This is a genomic window from Microbacterium sp. (assembly GCF_044340635.1).
Taxonomy (GTDB): domain Bacteria; phylum Actinomycetota; class Actinomycetes; order Actinomycetales; family Microbacteriaceae; genus Microbacterium.
Map to the genome: position 1 here is coordinate 102,812 of NZ_JBIITF010000006.1, position 19,494 is coordinate 122,305.

Here is a 19,494-nt window from a genome sequence, read left to right on the forward strand (position 1 = left end):
CGCGGACGGGACTCATTTCGAGCCGTTCACTTTGTTTCCATAGCCGTTCAGCCTGTTCTCTAACGTCTGCGCGTCGAGTGGTCCCGAGACGCGTAGTGCTCGTACGAACGCGCGGCGCCGCAGTGCGGTATCCACGCAGGCGGGCGTCTCGTGCACCCACGCACCCCGACCCGACATCGTCGCACGCTCGTCGGGGACGAGTATGGAATCGATGGAAACGACCCTGAGAAGGGCCGACCGGGGGGCACGCGCTCGGCATCCGACACACGTCCGTACAGGTTCCATCTTACACCTCCCGCTCACGCCGTTCCGCGCGAGGCGTGCGGTCCTTCGATCAGCGGTCTTCCAGAATGCTGTCGGGCTGAATGTCGATCTTCGCGCCCGTCAGCTTGGCCGCGAGCCGAGCGTTCTGGCCCTCCTTGCCGATCGCCAACGACAGCTGGTAATCGGGAACGAGTGCACGGACAGCCTTGGTGGACGCGTCCAGGATGAAGCTCGACGTGACCTTCGCGGGCGAGAGGGCGTTGCCGACGAACTTGGCGAGTTCGGGGTCGTAGTCGACGATGTCGATCTTCTCTCCGCCGAGTTCTTCGGTCACGGCGCGAACGCGGCGGCCCATCTCGCCGATGCAAGCGCCCTTGGCGTTGATCGAGGGATCGTTGGCGCGCACCGCGATCTTCGTGCGGTGGCCGGCCTCCCGAGCGAGCGAGATGATCTCCACCAGTCCGGACGCGATCTCGGGAACCTCGAGCGCGAACAGCTTGCGCACCAGGCCAGGATGCGTGCGCGACACCGTGATCGAGGGACCCTTGGGGCCCTTGCCGACGCTCGTCACATAAACACGCAGCCGCGAGCCGTGCGGGTAGGCCTCGCCGGGCGACTGCTCTTCGGGCGGCAGAATCGCCTCGACCGAACCGAGGTCGACATGGATCATGCGCGGGTTGGGGCCCTGCTGCACGACACCGGCGACGATGTCGCCCTCTTTGCCCTTGAACTCCCCGAGCACCGCGTCATCCGCGATGTCCCGAAGACGCTGGCCGATGACCTGCTTCGCAGCGAAGGCGGCGATGCGGCCGAAGTCGTCGGGGGTGGTCTCTTCTTCGCCGATGACCGCGTCGTCGTCATCCGTCACCGGAATGAACACGCCGACGTGACCGGTCTTGCGATCCATCTCGACCCTGGCGCCCGCGGGCACCTCACCCGAGGGCGACGTGTGCTTTCCGTAGGCGGTCAGAATCGCCTGCTCGATGATGCTCACGAGTTCGTCGAAGGGGATTTCCTTCTCCCGCTCGATCGTCTTCAGCAATCCGAGATCGATATCCACGGAGACCTCCCTATTCAGCTCTCGTCCACGCGTCATACGCGTCGACATCCCCCCTACGTTACCGGATGTCATCGCGAGAGGCCGGTGCGAATAAGTGCGGCGTCCCCGCATCGTTGCTACAGTCCCTGCAACCACACGCGACGACCTGCTCGGAAGCGATGAGATCGTTCGTGTCGGGACCGTCGTGCACTCGAAATGCGGGCGAAACGCGTCCGCTTTCATCAAGCCCCCGAAGGACCCCTCGAAACGGAAAGCGGTCGGTCAATGGACATCATGGCGTTTCTTCAAGAGATTTTCGGCCTGATCGATTCCTTCACGTGGGGGTGGTCGCTGATTCCGATGCTCGTCGTCTTCGGCATCATCTTCACGATTTCGACGAGGTTCATCCAACTGAAGTACTTCGGTCGAATGTGGCGGGTCCTCGGTGGCGGCGACAAAGTCGCCGACCCCGATCAGATCAGTGCACGGCAGGCTCTCGTGGTCTCGATCGGGGGTCGGGTCGGTGGCGGCAACATCGCCGGCGTGGCGGTCGCGATCACGCTGGGCGGCCCGGGTGCTGTCTTCTGGATGTGGATGATCGCTCTCGTCGGTATGGCGACGAGCCTCATCGAATGCACCCTGGCACAGGCGTACAAGCGCCGACTGCCCGATGGATCTTTTCGCGGAGGCCCAGCCACCTACATCCGTCACGGCCTTGGAAAGGGCTTCACATGGCTCGTCGTGATCTACGCGGTGAGCCTGCTGGCCTCGTTCGCCCTCGGATTCAATGCCTTCCAGGCGAACACGATCGCGGGCGCCGCCGAAAACAGCCTCGGAGTCGAGCGCTGGATCACCGGAATCGTCATGGCCGTGATCGCAGGCTTCATCGTCTATGGCAGCATCCAGCGGATCGCCAAAGTTGCCGACGTGATCGTGCCGATCATGGCCGTTGTATACCTGCTGATGGCGCTCATCGTCATCGCCGTCAACATCACCGAGGTGCCCGCCATGTTCTGGACGATTCTCCAGAACGCATTCGGCTTCGAGTCGGCCGTCGCCGGCGGTATCGGCGCGGCGATCGCCAACGGACTGCGGCGTGGACTCTTCTCCAATGAGGCGGGCCTGGGGTCCGCGCCCAACGTTGCGGCCACCGCATATGTCAAGCACCCGGTGAGCCAGGGCATCACCCAGATGCTCTCGGTATTCGTGGACACGATGATTGTGTGCTCGGCAACCGCCTTCATCATTCTGCTCAGCGGCGCCTACCAACCAGGCAACGAGAACGTCGACGGCATCGTCCTGACCCAAGACTCCCTCGCCGACAGCCTCGGCGGATGGACCACGTATGTGCTCACGTTCTCGATCTTGCTCTTCTCGTTCAGCTCGATCATGTACAACTACTACCTCGGCGAGACGGCGCTTCGTGAGCTGACGAAGAGTCAGGTGGCCACGCACATCCTTCGTTGGGCGGTGATCGCCATCGTGCTCGTCGGCGCTATCGCCCCCGGAGCCACCGCGGTGTTCTTCTTCTCCGACCCGCTCATGGGTGTGCTCGCCCTCGCGAACCTCACCGCCATCCTGATGATGCTTCCCACAGCACTCCGCTTCGTGGCTGACTACGTCCGACAGGTCAAAGCGGGAGTCGACAGACCCATCTTCAACGTCGCGGACTTTTCCGACCTCGACCTCGATGTGACTGCGTGGGCTGACGTCGACGTGGACACGGATGTCGTCGAAGAAAAAGCCCGCAAACGATAGGGGCACCACCGTCCTGTCGTCCTGAAGCGGTCCGTCGGCTCGGCCAGCCGCGCCTAGGCTGAGCCGATGGACACCGACGCCCCGAAGCGCGTCGCGCGCGAGGCGACAACGGTGCCGTGGTTCCGCGGCCTGGCGCGGCTCGGATACGTCTCGAGCGGCATCGTGCACGGCCTGATCGGCGCCATCGCCCTGATCGTGGCCTTCGGAGGCGATGCGGTGAGCGATCAGACCGGCGCGCTGCGGGCCATCGCCGCGCTCCCCCTGGGTTTTACGCTGCTCTGGGTCATCGCCGCGGGGTTCTTCGCCCTGGCGGTCTGGAAGATCGCCGAAGGCGTGCTGGTCTACCGAGACAATCCGCTGCAGAGATGGGGCGGCCGCGTGGGCCAATGGGGACAGGCCGCCGTCTTCGCCGTGTTCGGCACCGTCGCCGGCGCCATCGCACTCGGCGCGCAACTGAGCAGCGAGCGCGCGGCCGAAGCACTCAGCGGTGGTGTCCTGCGGATTCCCGGGGGAACCTTCCTCCTCATCGCGGTCGGCATCGGGGTCGGCATAACGGGCATCTCGTTTCTCTTCATGGGCGTTCGCCGCAGTTATCGCTCACAGGTTTCGGTTCCGGAAGGCTCGCTCGGCCGTCTCGTCGACACACTCGGTATCGTCGGGTTCATCGCCAAGGGCGTCGCGCTCGTCGCGATCGCGGTGCTCCTCGTTGTCGCCGCGGTCCGTGACGAAGCACGCACGGCGGGTGGCCTCGACGGCGCGCTCGGGGCACTCCTCGACCTCGCCTTCGGGCCGTTGTTGGTCGGAATCATCGGCATCGGATTCGTCGCCTACGGGGTGTTCTGCTTCTTCCGCGCCCGTTACGCCCGCATGTGATCGTCGTCCGAACGCGCACGGCTGGCACGCATCCGCACGAACCTCGAGGCTCCACGCTTGCCGACACGAACGAGGCACAGCCCGCGTACCCTATGGAGAATGACACCCGACGTGGCGGACTCCGCCGAGAGAACCGCTCGTAAGGCGGCCTCGCACCCCGCCTTCCGCACCCTCGCCCGAACGGGCTATGCCGCCAACGGCGTCGTCCACATCTTGATCGGTGCCATCGTGCTGGCCGCCGGAGCGGGCGGCGGCGAGTCGGATCAAACGGGTGCTTTCCGCGCGATCGCCGAAGCACCGCTCGGATTCGTAGGCCTCTGGGTGCTCACCGTCGGGCTGGCCGCGCTCGCCATCTGGTACGCGGTCGAAGGCGTACTGATCGATGAGGAAGACACGGGCAAACGCTGGGCGAAACGCGTCGGCGAGTGGGCCAAGGCCATCGTGTACGCGGCCATCGGCTACAGCGCAGCATCGGTGGCACTCGGCGCAGGGTCGAGCGGCGATCAGGGCGCACAGAACGCGAGCAGCACCGTGCTGTCGCTCCCCGGAGGGCCCGTCCTGCTCGCCGTCGGTGGCCTGGTCATCGTCGCGATCGGTGGAGCATTCGTCGTGAAGGGCGTCACGCGCAGCTTTCGCGAGAAGCTCCGGATGCCCGGCGGCACCACCGGCAGGATCGTGACCGTACTCGGCGTCGTCGGGTACGTGGCGAAGGGCGTCGCACTCGCGATCGTCGGCGTCCTGATCGTCACGGCGGCGGTACAGGTCGACCCGGGCGAGGCGGGCGGGCTCGACCGGGCGATCTCGTCGCTCGTCGCGCTGCCGTTCGGACCCTGGCTGGTCGGCGCCGCCGGCATCGGCTTCATCGCATACGGCGTCTACTGCTTCTTCCGCGCGCGCTACGCCCGTCTGTGACCGCGTAGCCGCCGGTCAAGCGGTCACTCTGCGCAAACGGACAGCGCTCACGCGGGGCAGTCGTCCGCCGCGGCTGTCACGGGGACACCGTCAAAGCGCGCCTCGGTCCAGCGCATCATGGTCGACAGAAACGGCGAACCGGGCAGCATCGGTCCCGTGTGATCCAGGCGGTCGTAGACCCGTACCTGTAGTGCCTGCCCTTCGGCGCACCGTTCCTCAACGAAGCGCTCGTACAGCACCGTCGGGATGACCTCATCCCGGCCGCCCCACGCCAACAGGATGGGGGATGTCCAGGGCCCGGACGCCGCGTTCTGCGCGAGCCTCTCCCCCAGGGCTCCCTTTGTCAGGTCGGCGTCGTACAGCGGTCGGTCGGCCGAGACGCCGAGCGCGGCGAGCACGGACACCACCACGCCGGGCTCGGTCGGGCAGCGCTGGGTCATCTCCCGCACGATCGAGCGCCCGCCCGGGGCGACGTAGTCCGAGATCGTGACGTCGGGGTACGTGTCCGCATAGGGCACCAGCACCCAAGAAATGAGCACCGACAGCATCGCGGAGTCCTGCGTACGCGCCAGCTCCTCCGCGAGCGCGAGCGGATCCGCCGCGGGCGATATCGCCACCGTCCCCTGCACGCTGAGCTCGGGGGCGTAGGCCGGTGCGACCTGGCTCACCCAGAGCGCGGCATGTCCGCCCTGCGAATGCCCCCAGACCACGACCTCTGACGAGAGCCACATCCCGTCCGCGTCCTCCGCCGCCCGCACCGCGTCGATCGCCGAGCGAGCCTCGCTCTCGCCGATCAGGTACGGGAAGGTACCGGGCGCGCCCTGGCCGGTGTAATCGGTCGCAACGACCACCCAGCCGGCCGCGAGGGCCCGATCGATAGCGGGGATCGCCCAGCGGGTGGCCGAGGCGTCCGCAAGGCTCGGGGCGCAACCGCGTGCGACACCCGTCGTTCCGTGGTTCCAGATGATGACGGGCCGCGGGCCGGGTGGCATCTCGGCGGGCGAGATCACCAGCCCGCTGGCGAGCGCGCGGTTACCGAACGTATCGGTCGTGCTGTACAGGATGCGTCTGACCTCGCCGCCGACGGGGGTGCGCCCGCTGTACGAGCCCTCCCGCAACAGCGTTCCCGGGGCGCTCGGGGGTCCGTCGGGCGCGTCGTAGAAGGCATCGATCACCGGGGCCCCGTCGGCAAGCCACGTGCTCACCCACCAGGATCCCCCGGCGAGTCCGAGTAGCACCGCGGCGAGCGCGTATCGGCCCGCAGCGGCCCAGATGAGCCCCCGACGATTGCCCGATGTCTCGCCCGGCCGCGGTGAGCGTCCGCGGATCCGTCGGGACGCGCGCCAGGTCAGAACGCTCCCGAGCACGACGGTTCGGAGCCCGAACGCTATCGCGACGACGAGCAGCGTGACGTCCGGCCACAGCAGGGCGAGAAGACCGAAGACCACCTGAGCCACGCCAGAAGCACCCGCGAGAACCCGCTCGCTGGCGCGGCCACGGAAGACACCGATCGCTGCACCGAGTCCACCCAGCACCAGGAGCCCGGCGATGAGTTCCGGCAAGAGGTCGAGGTTCCGCCCGAGCCAGAACAGGATCACGCCGCCGCCGATGATCCACAGGACGGCGAGGATGATGTTCGCCCGGCGGGGAACATCGCGCGGCGCGATCAGGTCCATCACACCGGAGGCGATGGCACTCACGCCGATGTAGATCGCCAGCACCCACAGCGAGGTCAACGGACGGGTGACGGTGAAGACGCCCAGCACGATCAGTCCGAGTCCGACGATGATGCCCACCCACGCGGGTGCGTGGCCCACGAGTCGGCCCACCCCGCCGCGTCGCGGCACGGGCACGGGTGCGCGTGGGGGCGCGGGCTCGTCAGTCACTCGGGCAATGCTAGATCGACTTCCGGGACGACTGCCGTACGGCGCACCCGGCGACCATCGCACACGAGCTCCGTAAGTCACGGTCGTCAGCGACACGTTCGGGAGCCGTAGTGGGTTACGGTCGCCTCGTGCCCCGCATACCCGTCCCCGCGCCCACACGCACGCTCCGCACCGCCGACCCCGGACTCATCGGTCTTCTCGGCTTCGCCATCGCGACGCTCACCGCGCAGCTCGCGCATCTCGGCGTGCAGAACGAGAGCTCGGTCTTCTGGGTGGGTGCGATCTTCGGCGGCGTCGTTCAGATCATCGCGGGGATGCTGTCGTTCACCGTAGGCGACGACTTCCACTTCCTCGTCTACAACGCCTTCGGGTGGTACTGGCTCTGCATGCCCGGATTCCTGCTCGGCGGCGAACTCGGCTTCTTCGAGGTCGCTGGGCCCGCACGCGGAGTTTTCACACTCATGTTCGCGGTGCTGGCGCTGCTGTTCACATTTCCGGGCGCGATGCACAACACCGTTCTGCCGATCACCCTGCTGTGCGTTTCGGCGGGCCTCGCGCTGCAGTCCGTCACGGCATTCGGGGGCGCCGGGGCCTTCGGCGCGATGGGGTCGGTCCTGCTGATCGCGTCATCCGTGCTCGCGACCTACATGCTCGTCGAGAAGTTCATCCGCCGCACGATGGGCCGCGCGATCGTGCCGCTCGGTCCCTCGTGGCTGCGCGGGTCACGCGACCCGGAGTCCTAGCCCGGCAGCGGTCGTTGAGCGAGCGGAGCGAGACGAAACGCCCGCGTCAGCCGCGCAGTCGCGCGACAGCGTCGGCGACGGGCAGGACCTCACGGTCGCCGGTGCGGCGATCCCAGAGTTCGACCTGGCCCTCGGCGGCACCGCGGCCCACGATCAGGATCCTGGGCACACCGATCAGCTCGGCGTCGCCGAACTTCACGCCCGGCGACACCTTGGGCCGGTCGTCGTAGAGCACATCGAGTCCGGCGCCCTCGAGCTCGTCGGCGATGGACGTCGCCAGATCGAATGCCACCGCATCCCGCCCCGTGGCTACGACGTGCACGTCGAACGGAGCAACGGACGCGGGCCAGATCAGGCCCTTGTCGTCGTTGTTGAGCTCGGCGATGATCGCCAGGATGCGCGTCACGCCGATGCCGTACGAACCCATCGTGACGGTGACGAGTTTGCCGTTCTCGTCGAGGACCTTCAGTCCGAGCGCCTCGGCGTACTTGCGGCCGAGCTGGAAGACGTGGCCGATCTCCATACCGCGTGCGAGATTGACGGGGCCCGAGCCATCCGGTGCCGGGTCGCCGTCACGCACCGTGGCGACCTCGACGAAGCCGTCGGCCGCGAAGTCGCGGCCCGCGACGAGCGAGTGCACGTGCTTCTCGTGCGCGTTGGCACCCGTGATCCAGGAGGTGCCGTCGACGACGCGGGGGTCGAGGACGTAGCGGATGTCGGTCGCCGACTCCGAGCCGAGGATTGCGCCCGTCGGTGACCAGGGGCCGATGTAGCCCTTGACCAGCAGCGGGTGCTTCTCGAAGTCGGCCTCGGTCGCGGCCTCGACGGCGGCGGGCGCGAAGGCGACCTCGACGCGCTTGTCGTCGACGTCGCGATCGCCGGGGAGCCCCACGACGACGAGCTCGCGCGTTCCGTCGAGGTGTGTCAGGGCGAGCACGACGTTCTTCAGCGTATGCGCGGCGGTCCACTCCCCCTCCGCCGGGGCGTCGAGGTGCGCGTTGGCGTGGTCGACGAGAGTCGCGATCGTGGGGGTGTTCGGTGAATCGAAGATCACGGCCTCGGGCAGGCCATCGAAGGGGATCGGCTCGGGCGCCAGCGTCGTGAAGGCCTCGACGTTGGCCGCGTACCCGCCGTCCGAGCGGACGAACGTGTCCTCGCCGACGGGGGTGGGGTGCAGGAACTCCTCGCTGCGCGAGCCACCCATCGCCCCCGCATCCGCCTGAACGATGACGTACTCCAGCCCGAGGCGCGTGAAGATGCGCTCGTACGCATCCCGCTGGGCCTGGTAGCTCGCGTCGAGCCCGGCGTCGGTGTAGTCGAACGAGTAGGCGTCCTTCATCGTGAACTCGCGGCCGCGCAGGAGACCGGCGCGGGGGCGTGCCTCGTCGCGGTACTTGTCCTGGATCTGGTAGATCGACAGCGGCAGGTCCTTGTACGACGAGTACAGGTCCTTCACGAGCAGCGTGAAGACCTCTTCGTGCGTCGGGGCGAGCAGGTAGTCGGCGCCCTTGCGGTCCTGCAGGCGGAAGAGGGCGTCGCCGTACTCCTCCCAGCGGCCCGTGACCTCGTAGGGCTCGCGCGGCAGCAGGGCCGGGAAGTGGACCTCGTACGCCCCGGCGTTCGCCATCTCCTCACGGACGACGGCCTCGATTTTGGCCTTGACCTTCAGACCGAGTGGCAGCCAGGCGAAGACGCCGGGCGCCTGACGGCGGATGTATCCGGCCCGCACGAGCAGCCGATGGCTCGTGACTTCGGCATCGGAGGGGTCCTCACGGAGTGTGCGGAGGAAGTAGTGCGAGAGACGAGTGACCACGATCGTCAAGTCTAGGCGCGCGGATGCCTCCGCCCCGGCGCCCTCGTTCCGTCGCGCTCCCTGACACCCTTTCCTACCGAGCCGTCACAAACCGCTCGATCTGCGATGGATATCGAGCGTTTCGTGACAGTTCGACCCCCTCACGACACAGTCCGGGGCGACGGTCTGGGGCCCGCTGTCGGCTGGCGGACCCCTTGCGGACGACGGAAGCTTCTTCCTCGCTTCGCGGGAAAGCCCGGATGTCGGGATCGGGCGCCACCGAGGTTCCGATCAGCTCGGAGATCTGGGGTTCGGCCAGCATCTGGTCGCAGCAGGCGAGCGTGTCCGCCCCTATTCAGCGTGCGATTTGTGATCGCGGGTCAGCCCGCGTCCACCGCCAGGGCAGCCAGCATCCGGGCTGCTGCGTCGTTGACGTCGACCGCGTCCCCGCTGACCGTGACCACGATGGTTCCATCTGTCGCTGCCAGCCACGCTCCCTGCGCGAGTCCGGTTCGCTGCACGGCCTGGGTCGCGCCGTCCACGGTGACGGCCTCGACCGGTCCTCGGTCGGTGTTCGCGAACTCATCCCACATCCAACCGGCGAAGGGGTAGACGTCGTACCAGACGTAGGGAAGAGATCCCGGGACGTCATACACCGTCCACGCGCACCACTGATAGACACCGGAGCTGATGGCGATCCGGGCCGGCGTCGTGGAGTTCACACCCCCGGTTGGGAAACCCGCCTGCGCCGTGGCACCCACGAGTTCCGCGACGTCGATGCGCTCACCGAGCAGACCGCAGTCCAGCGGCGCGGCCGGCACCCCGGGCTCGAACGGTCGTGGCGGCGCGAAACGCTCCGCCGAGGCCGCCGCGGCCTCGGCCGCGGGTTCCAGGTACAACGGGATGGGGTCGGTCATCGAATACGAAACAGCACCCGAGACGACGAGCATCCACTGACCGTTCGCCGAGACTCCGACCTTGCAGAGCGCGACGTCGTAGTCCTGTTCGCACAGGGGCGAGGAATACTTCGCCTGGGTGTCGGTATCGATCACGTCCAGCGGGAAAGTGGTGAGCTGTACCGCCGGATAATGCCCCGTCGCGTCGGGCTCGTCCCGCGCCCAATCGCACTGCAGCGCACCGAGGGCGGCCGTGCGCTGATCGACTTCTCCGGTCGATGCTGTCACGGGGCCTCCGAGCAGTTCCTGAGCATCAGAGTCGGACAGAGCATTCGCGCAATCTCCGTCGAAAGCCAGTGTCGGCGGGGTGGGCGCCATCGCCGTAGCGGACGGAGTGACCGATGGGGAGGCGGGCACCGAAGGTGTCGATGACGTGGATGCCTGCGGTTCCGCCGCGCATCCGGCGATCACTACGACGATCGCGAGCGACACAAGAGCAAGGACTCGCGTTCTGGCCATGGCAACGAGCGTATGCGCCACCCAGGCGCTACGCGTGGGATATGCCCAACACGGAAACTACGATCGGGTCACGAGCGAGAGACCTTCAAGACTCACGTGATTATTCCGACCCAGTGGGTAGGTTCTGTCGCGGTCATCCCATCGAGACGACCGCGACGATGGTTTCGAGGACACGTGCAGCAGCAGCCGGATCGCTCGCGAGATCGCGAGGGAGAACGAGAACCCTCAAGCCCAACAGATCAGAGTTCCACTCGCAGGCGATTCCACCGGACCATTCCGCGGATGCACGCAGACCGAGGCGCTCACGTGCCGCAGCGACCGGATCGACTTCGCGGGGCTGGCCGATGAGTTCGGCGACCTCATCCTCCGTGAACATCGCGTCGCAGTCGCCGCCGAAGGCTTGGTCGATCGGTCGCGGCGTCGGTGTCGCGGACGGCTCGAAACTCGCCGTCGGCGTCCGCGTCGACGGGGAAGTTGCGGTGTCGGTCGGTGACGCGCTGCATCCCGCCAACAAGACCAGGGACACCAGCGACGCGACGAGTGGGACGCGATTCCTCATGCAGCAAACCTACGGGGCGCTCACTACCCGCCCAGGAATATGCACCATCAGGAAACGACGATCCGGTCACGCCGAATCGACGCGCCTGCCCGATAGGCTCGCCCGCGTGTGCACCCGCATCTTCTGGAACGACAATCCGATCGCCAAGACCGTCGCGCGCTGCATGGACTGGGCCGTGAGCGACGAACCCGAACTCTGGTACGTCCCCGCAGGGCAGGACCGCACCGGCGATGCAGGGCCCGGATCTCACACCTGGGTCTCTCAGCAGGCCAGCGTCGTCGTCAGCATGTGGGGTATCGGAACCGTCGACGGGCTGAACTCCGCGGGCCTTGCGGCGCACGCCCTCTACCTGGACCCGGCGGATGTCTCGTTCCCCCTCCCCGACGAACGGCCGGTTGTCGCGCACACGATGTGGGTGCAGTACCTCCTCGACAATTTCGCCACGGTCGCGGATGCGATAGCGGCCGTGGGGGACATCCGAATCGTTGCGCCGCTGCTCCGCGGTGAGACGTTCGGCGTCCACATCGCGCTCGAGGATACGACCGGCGACTCCGCCATCATCGAGCCCCTCGAGGGCCGGATGGTCGTGCACCACGGACCCGAATACACCGTGATGGCGAACTCGCCGACCCTCGACCAACAAATCGAGAACCTCGAGCGGTACCGCCCGTTCGGCGGCGAGCTCCCACCCCCGGGAGACATCACCTCGCCCGATCGCTTCGTGCGCGCCGCCTACTTCCTGCACTACCTGCCTGAGCCCGCGAGCGTCGACGAGGCTGTTGCCGGCGTGTTTCAGCTGATCGCCAACGTCTCGGTGCCGTACGGCGCCCCCTACGCCGACGGCGGGGTCTACCCGACGTGGTGGCGGGCTGGCGCCGACCTCACGAACCGCACCTACTACTTCGGGTCGACGCGAAGCCCGGGCATCTTCTGGGTGGACCTGCCCGCGCTCGCCGGCCGCACAGAGGTGCTGCGGCTCGACCCGCGTGACACGTCACTCGTCGGGGACGAGACATCCCGACTCGAGCCCGCCGCTCTCCGCTACTGAGCCCACGTCGTCGAACTGTCACGAAACGCTCGATACGGGACCCGGATGCAGCGGTTCGTGACAGCTCGACGACTCGAAGACACCTCGGCGCGCCACTAGCGCAACGCCCACCGGCGCGCAACGGGTGGCCGGATGATCGCGCTCAGAGCGCGCCTGTGACAGGTTAGAGAGGTGGTTCACCGTCTGCCTGCCACCCCACACGCGTAGGACCAGCGACGACCGCATCCGAGTGAGGACGAACGCATGACTGCTCCCCCAGAGCCCGCCCCGTACACGGCCTCGATCCCGATCATGACGCAGGAGCCGTTTCCGGACACGCCGGGCAGTCCCGAGCCGGAGTGGTTCAAGACCGCGGTGTTCTACGAGGTGCTCGTCCGCTCCTTCAAGGACGGGGACGGCGACGGCACCGGAGACTTCCGCGGGCTGATCGACAAACTCGACTATCTGAAGTGGCTCGGCGTCGACTGCCTGTGGGTTCCGCCCTTCTTCCCCTCACCTTTGCGCGACGACGGCTACGACGTGGCCGACTACACGGGCGTCCTACCCGAGCTCGGGACGGTCGCCGACTTCCAGGAGTTCCTCGACGCCGCCCACGAGCGCGACATCCGCGTCATCATCGACTTCGTCATGAATCACACGAGCGACGAGCATCCGTGGTTCCAGGCGAGCCGCAACGACCCGGATGGCCTGTACGGCGACTTCTACGTGTGGAGCGACACCGACGAACTCTACGAGGATGCCCGCATCATCTTCGTCGACACCGAGCCCAGCAACTGGACGTGGGATCCGGTCCGCAAGCAGTACTTCTGGCACCGGTTCTTCTCGCACCAGCCCGACCTCAACTTCGACAACCCGAAGGTTCACGAGGCGATGATCGATGCCATGCGGTTCTGGCTCGACATGGGCCTGGACGGCTTCCGCCTCGATGCTGTGCCGTACCTCTACGAGCGGCCGGGCACGAACGGCGAGAACCTGCCCGAGACCCACGAGTTCCTGCGGAAGGTGCGGGGGATCGTCGACACCGAGTACCCGGGGCGCGTGCTGCTCGCCGAGGCGAATCAGTGGCCGGCCGACGTCGTCGACTACTTCGGTGACCCCGACGTCGGCGGTGACGAATGCCACATGTGCTTCCACTTCCCCGTGATGCCCCGCATCTTCATGGCGGTGCGCCGCGAATCGCGCTTCCCGATCAGCGAGATCCTCGCTGAGACGCCCTCGATTCCGTCCGGATGCCAGTGGGGCATCTTCCTGCGCAACCACGACGAGCTCACGCTCGAGATGGTGACGGACGAGGACCGTGACTACATGTGGAACGAGTACGCGCAGGACCCGCGGATGAAGGCCAACATCGGCATCCGTCGCCGCCTCGCTCCCCTGCTCGACAACGACATCGACCGGATCGAACTCTTCACCGCGCTGTTGCTCTCCCTGCCCGGATCGCCCGTCCTCTACTACGGCGACGAGATCGGCATGGGCGACAACATCTGGCTCGGCGACCGCGACGGTGTCCGCACGCCGATGCAGTGGACATCCGATCGCAACGCCGGGTTCTCGACCGCGAATCCGGGGAAGCTCGACCGTCCGATCGTCCAGGACCCGGTATACGGATACCTCGCGGTCAACGTCGAGGCGCAGCAGGAGGACCGCTCGTCGCTGCTGCACTGGACGCGCCAAATGATCCATGCCCGAAAGAAGCACCCCGCATTCGGGCTCGGAAGCTTCAACGACCTGGGCGGCTCGAATCCGTCGGTCCTGTCCTACTCGCGCGAGCATACGAACGACGACGGCACCGTCGATGTGATCGTGTGCGTGAACAACCTGTCGCAGTTCCCTCAGCCGGTGGAGCTGGACATGCGACGCTTCGAGGGCATGGTGCCCGTCGAATTGATCGGCGGAGCGCCCTTCCCGCGCATCGGCGAGCTGCCCTATCTGCTGACGCTGGGGGGCCACGGGTTCTACTGGTTCCAGCTGCACGAGCCGGCGAACGAAACCGAGGAGGTGGGGTTGCTGTGACCTCGATAGATCACGCCCTGTTGGAGGGCTATCTCGTACGAACACGCTGGTTCGGTGGCAAGGGGCGCCCCTTCGGGGTTTCGCAGGCGCGGGTGCTCGCCGAGCTATCGGCACCCGAGCGGCCGAACGTGACGGTCTACCTCGTCACGGTGGAGTATGCCGACGAGGTCGGCGGCACCGAGCTGTACCAGGTGCCGTTGGCGGGCTACGACGACATCGAAGATCGGATCGGTCACGCGTACGTCGGTGCGGTCGACATCGATGGGCACCAGCGGCATCTCTACGACGCCGTGCACGACCGCGACGCGATGGCGCTGTGGCTGGACGCGTTCGTGGCCGCCGAGGCGAGCGGCCAAGCCGACGCCGGTGGACTGCGATTCCATCGACTGCCGGGCGCCGAGCCGCTCGATCCCGAGCTGCGCCCCTCGCCGATGACAGGCGAGCAGTCCAACTCGTCGGTACGCTTCGACGAGACCGCGATGATGAAGATCTTCCGCAAGCTCAGCCCGGGCGTGAACCCCGACATCGAGATCCACGAGGAGCTCACCCGGGGCGAGTCGGAGTACATCGCCGAGCTGTACGGGTGGATCGAGGCCACGGTCGACGGCGAGGTCATTCAGCTGGCCATGCTGCAGGAGTTCCTCCGCACCGCCACCGACGGCTTCGAGCTCGCGATGGCGAGTGTTCGCACATTGCTGGCGGATCTGGAGCAGGGAGCGGATGACTCGGGTGGCGATTTCGCGGGAGAGGCCGCGCGCCTCGGCGAAGCCCTCGCCAAGGTGCATACGGTGCTGCGTGAGCGTTTTCCGTCCGGTCGGACCGGACAGGAGGCCACCGCGGCTCTCGCGGCCGCCATGACGGAGCGTCTGGACCAGGCACTCCGCGTGGTCCCCGAGATCGAGCCCCACGCCGACCGACTGCGCGCCGTCTACTCAGAGGTCGCCGCGCTCGACGGACTCGACGTGCAGCGCGTGCACGGCGACCTGCACCTCGGCCAGACGCTGCGCACATCACGCGGCTGGCGCCTCGTGGACTTCGAGGGCGAACCGGGCCGACCCTTCGCGGAGCGGGCGCTGCCCGATTCGCCGTGGAGAGATGTCGCAGGCATGTTGCGTTCGTTCGACTACGCGCCCGGTGTCGTCGAGATGTCGTTGGCCGGAACGAGCCGGATCATCGATGAAGACGAGTGGGCTTTGCGGGGCGAACGCGCGGGTGAGTGGTCTTCGCGGGCACGCAGTCACTTCGTGGACGGATACGTCGCGGCTTTGCACTCGTCGGAGGAGGGCGACACCGCGAGCGAAGATGGCGTCGACACCTCGCCAGCCGAGAACGAGGCCAGCGCCCGTGAGCGACGCGTGCTGCTCGCGGCCTACGTCGCCGACAAAGCCGTCTACGAGGTCGTCTACGAAAAGCGCAACCGCCCCGCGTGGGTGGGAATCCCGCTGGCGGCGCTCGCGCGCATCAACGCCGAGTAACTGATCATCCGGACCGGGTGGCCCGGCTCCGGGCTACCCGACGTCGGGTAGCTCGGGTCAGGGCTGCCCGCTCAGGTTGCCCCGCTCAGGCTGTGATGACCTGTGCGGTGCCCGGCGCGGCACTCGGGCCCATCTCATCCGCCAGACGGTTCGCCTCTTCGATGAGCGTTGCGACGATCTCGGACTCGGGGACGGTCTTGATGACCTGGCCCTTCACGAAGATCTGACCCTTGCCGTTTCCGGAGGCGACGCCGAGATCGGCATCGCGGGCCTCGCCGGGCCCGTTGACGACGCAGCCCATCACGGCCACACGAAGCGGGACGGTCATGTCCTTGAGCCCCTCGGTCACGTCGTCGGCGAGCGTGTAGACGTCGACCTGCGCACGCCCGCACGACGGGCACGAGACGATCTCGAGCTTGCGCTCACGGAGATTGAGTGATTGCAGGATCTGGTGCCCGACCTTGATCTCTTCGGCGGGCGGGGCCGAGAGCGAGACGCGAATGGTGTCGCCGATCCCCTCACCGAGCAGGATGCCGAAGGCGGTCGCGGACTTGATCGTGCCCTGGAATGCGGGTCCCGCCTCGGTCACGCCGAGGTGCAGGGGCCAGTCGCCCATCTCGGCTAGGAGGCGGTATGCCTTCACCATCACGACGGGGTCGTTGTGCTTGACCGAGATCTTGAAGTCGTGGAAGTCGTGCTCCTCGAAGAGGGATGCTTCCCAGCGAGCGCTCTCGGCGAGCGCCTCGGGCGTCGCCTTGCCGTACTTCTGCAGCAGGCGCGGGTCGAGAGATCCGGCGTTCACGCCGATGCGGAGGGAAACACCGGCGGCCTTCGCGGCGGCCGCGATCGTCCCGACCTGATCATCGAACTTCCGGATGTTCCCCGGGTTCACGCGCACGGCGGCACAGCCCGCGTCGATCGCCTGGAACACGTACTTCGGCTGGAAGTGGATGTCGGCGATGACCGGGATCTGGCTCTTCTTCGCGATGATGTGCAGCACATCCGCGTCGTCTTGCGACGGCACGGCCACGCGCACGATCTCGCAGCCGGATGCCGTCAGCTCGGCTATCTGCTGAAGCGTGGCGTTGATGTTGGTCGTCGGCGTCGTACACATCGACTGCACGCTGACCGGCGCATCGCCACCGACGAGCACCTTGCCGACGCGGATCTGTCGACTCTTACGACGAGGCGCGAGAACATCCGGCACCTTCGGCATCCCGAGATTTACTGCTGGCACGGACCCAGCCTACGCGGGTGCCACGGGGAAGAGGCCCGCTTCCAGCTCACTCGGAGAGGCGCTTCATCTCGCTTTGGATCCGGCCCTCGCTCGGACCGCCCGCCCCCGCGCCGAATGCACGGATACCAGTGGCCACGACGCCGATCGCGATTCCCGCAATCGGCCAGATCGGCCAGAAGCCCTCGAACCCGCCGGACATGCCGCCCGAGAAGGCCCAGATCAGGACGAACAGGAGACTCAGCACCACCCAGGTGATGAGTGCCTGCCAGAAGTGATTCTTTGCTTTCAGGCTGCTGATGGCACGCCCGCGAAGATCTTCGCTCATGGCGAAAGCATAGGGATGGCCGCTGCCCGGCGGTAGACCCGAGGCACCGGTAGGCGCGTGCTATCGTGACGGCATGTCCGCGAACCGCTCCTGGTGGCCCGCCTCTTAGGCGGTGTGTTCGCGTTTCCACGAATCCAGACCGCCCGCCGTGGCGGTCTTTTCGTTGAGCGACCGCCCCGCCGGGCCGAGCCGAAGGACCCACGATGACCGGCCATCGCCCCCCCAGTGATGCGGATGGCAGCGAGCTGCTGCAGCGCCTGCGCGACTCCGCAGAGGATCGTCCCCTCGTCCTGATCGCACGCGATGGCGCGGATGTCGAGATCCTCACGGGAACCGTCGTCGACGTCGAGATGCTTGCCGATATCCCGTTGGTCGACGCGGAGGGCTCCCCGCAGGAGGTCCTCGCCCTGGTTCCGTACCGGCAGGTGCGAGAGCGCGGGTTCGAATGCCACGACGATGGAGCACCGCTTCGTTGCATCATCGTCACCGAGCGCGGCACCGTGTCTCGGGACGAAGCGATGCGCGTCCTGCCGACCGCGCCCGTGCCGCTGCACGACACCGGGTTCAACGTCTCTGACGAGGACTACGCCGAGATCGTCCGTGACGTCATCGCCGACGAGATCGGACGAGGCGAGGGCGCGAACTTCGTCATCCGCCGCGACTTCACCGCCCGCGTAGACGCCGATCCGCGCGAGACCGCACTCACCTGGTTCCGCGCGCTGCTCGAGCACGAGCGCGGCGCGTATTGGACCTTTGCCATCGTCACGCCGGGCCACGTCGCGGTGGGCGCAAGCCCCGAGGCGCACGTCAGCGCCAGCGGCGGCGTGGTCACGATGAACCCCATCTCGGGTACGTTCCGTCACCCCGCAGGCGGATCGACGCCCGAAGCTCTCACCGCGTTCCTCGAGAACACGAAAGAGACCGAAGAGCTCTTCATGGTCGTCGACGAAGAGTTGAAGATGATGAGCGCCGTCTGCTCGGATGGCGGGCGCATTACGGGCCCGCACCTCAAAGAGATGTCGCGGCTGACGCACACCGAATACATGCTGCGGGGCCGCAGCACGCTCGATCCTCGGGACATCCTGCGCGAGACGATGTTCGCGCCGACCGTCACGGGCTCACCGATGCAGAACGCCTGCACGGTGATCCGCCGGCACGAGACGAGCGCCCGGGGCTATTACTCCGGTGTGGCCGCACTCTTCACCCCGAACGGCGACGCACACGATCTGGATGCGCCGATCCTCATCCGCACGGCCTACCTCGTCGAAGGGCGGCTGCGCGTCCCGGTCGGCGCGACGCTCGTGCGCCACTCGGACCCCGATGGCGAGGTCGGCGAAACGCACGGCAAGGCCGCGGGTCTGCTCGGTGCGATCGGCGCAGTTCCGCGCGAGAGTGCGCCCGCACCCGTCTCGGATCCGGATGCGCCGACCACGCCGCGCGCCCCGCTTGCGGAGGACCCGGCGATCGCGACGTTGCTCGCCTCACGCAACTCCCGTCTGGCCCCCTTCTGGTTGAACCCGCAGGACTCCGATGCTCCCGGCCCGTTCCTCGGGAGCACTGCGCTCGTGGTCGACGCCGAAGACCGATTCACGACGATGCTCGCGCATCAGCTCCGCCACCTCGGACTCACCGTGCGCATCGCCCACTGGTCCGAGGTGACGGATGCCGAGGCATCCGATGCAGAGCTGCTGATCGCCGGCCCGGGTCCGGGCGACCCGCTCGACGACAGCCCGCGGATGCGCCGCATGCGCGAGATCGTGTCGGCCCGCCTAGCCTCCGGGCGCCCGCTGCTGGCCGTGTGCCTGAGCCACCAGATCCTGGCCAACACGCTCGGGATGACTCTGGCTCCGCTCACACGACCTCACCAGGGCCTGCAATTGAGCGTCGACATCTTCGGCCGCCGCGCCTCGATCGGGTTCTACAACACCTTCACGGTGCGCACCGAGCCCGGGACGACGCGGGTCGGTCGGACCGAGATCGCAGCGGACCCGGCATCCGGCGACGTCTATGCGATGCGCGGACCGGGGTATGCGTCGGTGCAGGGCCACCTGGAGTCGATTCTGTCGCGGGATGGCATCGAGACGCTCGAGCGCCTGATCGCACAAGCCTTCGCCCCCGTCGACGCCTGACGCCCCGGGCGCTGAGCCGCACGGTC

Annotated in this window: 16 protein-coding genes; 8 read left to right on the top strand and 8 right to left on the bottom strand. The window is 67.2% G+C overall.

The features are described from left to right. Positions 1 to 12: 12 nt before the first annotated feature. Both ACIQ0W_RS07515 and nusA read right to left on the bottom strand, forming a co-directional pair. Positions 13 to 285 carry a YlxR family protein gene (locus ACIQ0W_RS07515; protein WP_396642130.1) on the bottom strand — a complete coding sequence of 91 codons (273 nt, stop codon included), beginning with the start codon at positions 283 to 285 and terminating at the stop codon, positions 13 to 15. Between the two features lie 49 nt (positions 286 to 334). Then, positions 335 to 1,324, bottom strand: a complete 990-nt coding sequence (gene nusA / locus ACIQ0W_RS07520) for a transcription termination factor NusA (RefSeq protein WP_396642131.1) — start codon at positions 1,322 to 1,324, stop codon at positions 335 to 337. A gap of 273 nt (positions 1,325 to 1,597) precedes the next feature. On the opposite strand from nusA, the gene ACIQ0W_RS07525 reads away from it, so the two are divergent. The 3 genes from ACIQ0W_RS07525 to ACIQ0W_RS07535 all read left to right on the top strand — a co-directional run bounded on the left by ACIQ0W_RS07525 (position 1,598) and on the right by ACIQ0W_RS07535 (position 4,846). Further along, on the top strand, positions 1,598 to 3,061 hold the full coding sequence (locus ACIQ0W_RS07525; protein ID WP_396642132.1) for an alanine/glycine:cation symporter family protein: 1,464 nt from the start codon (positions 1,598 to 1,600) through the stop codon (positions 3,059 to 3,061). 66 nt (positions 3,062 to 3,127) lie between these two features. Then, positions 3,128 to 3,934 carry a DUF1206 domain-containing protein gene (locus tag ACIQ0W_RS07530; RefSeq protein ID WP_396642133.1) on the top strand — a complete coding sequence of 269 codons (807 nt, stop codon included), beginning with the start codon at positions 3,128 to 3,130 and terminating at the stop codon, positions 3,932 to 3,934. Between the two features lie 99 nt (positions 3,935 to 4,033). Continuing rightward, a complete protein-coding gene (locus ACIQ0W_RS07535) occupies positions 4,034 to 4,846 on the top strand; it encodes a DUF1206 domain-containing protein (protein ID WP_396642134.1) in 813 nt (270 codons plus the stop codon). A gap of 47 nt (positions 4,847 to 4,893) precedes the next feature. On the opposite strand, the gene ACIQ0W_RS07540 is transcribed toward ACIQ0W_RS07535, so the two are convergent. Further along, the gene (locus ACIQ0W_RS07540) at positions 4,894 to 6,732 is read right to left on the bottom strand and encodes a lipase family protein (protein ID WP_396642135.1); all 1,839 of its coding nucleotides are present in this window, start codon (positions 6,730 to 6,732) and stop codon (positions 4,894 to 4,896) included. Positions 6,733 to 6,860: 128 nt separating this feature from the next. On the opposite strand from ACIQ0W_RS07540, the gene ACIQ0W_RS07545 reads away from it, so the two are divergent. Continuing rightward, complete coding sequence (locus ACIQ0W_RS07545; RefSeq protein ID WP_396642136.1) at positions 6,861 to 7,475, top strand: acetate uptake transporter family protein; 615 nt, start codon at positions 6,861 to 6,863, stop codon at positions 7,473 to 7,475. 46 nt (positions 7,476 to 7,521) lie between these two features. On the opposite strand, the gene ACIQ0W_RS07550 is transcribed toward ACIQ0W_RS07545, so the two are convergent. The 3 genes from ACIQ0W_RS07550 to ACIQ0W_RS07560 form a co-directional block, all read right to left on the bottom strand. Continuing rightward, entirely contained in the window at positions 7,522 to 9,288 is a 1,767-nt protein-coding gene (locus tag ACIQ0W_RS07550; protein ID WP_396642137.1) for a proline--tRNA ligase, read from the bottom strand. Positions 9,289 to 9,647: 359 nt separating this feature from the next. Continuing rightward, positions 9,648 to 10,451 carry a hypothetical protein gene (locus tag ACIQ0W_RS07555; RefSeq protein WP_396642138.1) on the bottom strand — a complete coding sequence of 268 codons (804 nt, stop codon included), beginning with the start codon at positions 10,449 to 10,451 and terminating at the stop codon, positions 9,648 to 9,650. A gap of 364 nt (positions 10,452 to 10,815) precedes the next feature. Continuing rightward, positions 10,816 to 11,241, bottom strand: a complete 426-nt coding sequence (locus ACIQ0W_RS07560) for a hypothetical protein (RefSeq protein WP_396642139.1) — start codon at positions 11,239 to 11,241, stop codon at positions 10,816 to 10,818. Between the two features lie 106 nt (positions 11,242 to 11,347). Here ACIQ0W_RS07560 and ACIQ0W_RS07565 point away from each other — a divergent pair, with 106 nt between their 5' ends. The 3 genes from ACIQ0W_RS07565 (at position 11,348) to ACIQ0W_RS07575 (ending at position 15,777) form a co-directional block, all read left to right on the top strand. Next, positions 11,348 to 12,289: a linear amide C-N hydrolase gene (locus ACIQ0W_RS07565; RefSeq protein WP_396642141.1), complete on the top strand. Its 942-nt coding sequence runs from the start codon at positions 11,348 to 11,350 to the stop codon at positions 12,287 to 12,289. A 291-nt stretch (positions 12,290 to 12,580) separates the two neighbouring features. Continuing rightward, on the top strand, positions 12,581 to 14,302 hold the full coding sequence (gene treS, locus ACIQ0W_RS07570) for a maltose alpha-D-glucosyltransferase (protein WP_396642206.1): 1,722 nt from the start codon (positions 12,581 to 12,583) through the stop codon (positions 14,300 to 14,302). After that, positions 14,299 to 15,777: a phosphotransferase gene (locus tag ACIQ0W_RS07575; RefSeq protein ID WP_396642142.1), complete on the top strand. Its 1,479-nt coding sequence runs from the start codon at positions 14,299 to 14,301 to the stop codon at positions 15,775 to 15,777. The genes treS and ACIQ0W_RS07575 overlap by 4 nt, the downstream gene beginning before the upstream one ends. An 85-nt stretch (positions 15,778 to 15,862) precedes the next feature. Here the strand turns inward: ACIQ0W_RS07575 and ispG are convergent, their stop codons facing one another. Together ispG and ACIQ0W_RS07585 are read right to left on the bottom strand one after the other, a co-directional pair. After that, a complete protein-coding gene (gene ispG, locus ACIQ0W_RS07580) occupies positions 15,863 to 16,993 on the bottom strand; it encodes a flavodoxin-dependent (E)-4-hydroxy-3-methylbut-2-enyl-diphosphate synthase (protein WP_396642207.1) in 1,131 nt (376 codons plus the stop codon). Positions 16,994 to 17,060: 67 nt separating this feature from the next. Continuing rightward, complete coding sequence (locus ACIQ0W_RS07585) at positions 17,061 to 17,339, bottom strand: 2TM domain-containing protein (protein WP_396642143.1); 279 nt, start codon at positions 17,337 to 17,339, stop codon at positions 17,061 to 17,063. 203 nt (positions 17,340 to 17,542) lie between these two features. Between ACIQ0W_RS07585 and ACIQ0W_RS07590 the strand changes: the two genes are divergently transcribed. Continuing rightward, entirely contained in the window at positions 17,543 to 19,468 is a 1,926-nt protein-coding gene (locus ACIQ0W_RS07590) for an anthranilate synthase family protein (RefSeq protein WP_396642144.1), read from the top strand. The last annotated feature ends 26 nt before the right edge of the window (positions 19,469 to 19,494 follow it).

Bases quoted from the DNA above. Each gene is read 5' to 3' on its own strand.
- ACIQ0W_RS07515 (WP_396642130.1), bottom strand. From the start codon at position 285: ATGGAACCTGTACGGACGTGTGTCGGATGCCGAGCGCGTGCCCCCCGG.
- ACIQ0W_RS07525 (WP_396642132.1), top strand. From the start codon at position 1,598: ATGGCGTTTCTTCAAGAGATTTTCGGCCTGATCGATTCCTTCACGTGG.
- ACIQ0W_RS07530 (WP_396642133.1), top strand. From the start codon at position 3,128: ATGGACACCGACGCCCCGAAGCGCGTCGCGCGCGAGGCGACAACGGTG.
- ACIQ0W_RS07535 (WP_396642134.1), top strand. From the start codon at position 4,034: ATGACACCCGACGTGGCGGACTCCGCCGAGAGAACCGCTCGTAAGGCG.
- ACIQ0W_RS07560 (WP_396642139.1), bottom strand. From the start codon at position 11,241: ATGAGGAATCGCGTCCCACTCGTCGCGTCGCTGGTGTCCCTGGTCTTG.
- treS (WP_396642206.1), top strand. From the start codon at position 12,581: ATGACGCAGGAGCCGTTTCCGGACACGCCGGGCAGTCCCGAGCCGGAG.
- ispG (WP_396642207.1), bottom strand. From the start codon at position 16,993: ATGCCGAAGGTGCCGGATGTTCTCGCGCCTCGTCGTAAGAGTCGACAG.
- ACIQ0W_RS07585 (WP_396642143.1), bottom strand. From the start codon at position 17,339: ATGAGCGAAGATCTTCGCGGGCGTGCCATCAGCAGCCTGAAAGCAAAG.
- ACIQ0W_RS07590 (WP_396642144.1), top strand. From the start codon at position 17,543: ATGACCGGCCATCGCCCCCCCAGTGATGCGGATGGCAGCGAGCTGCTG.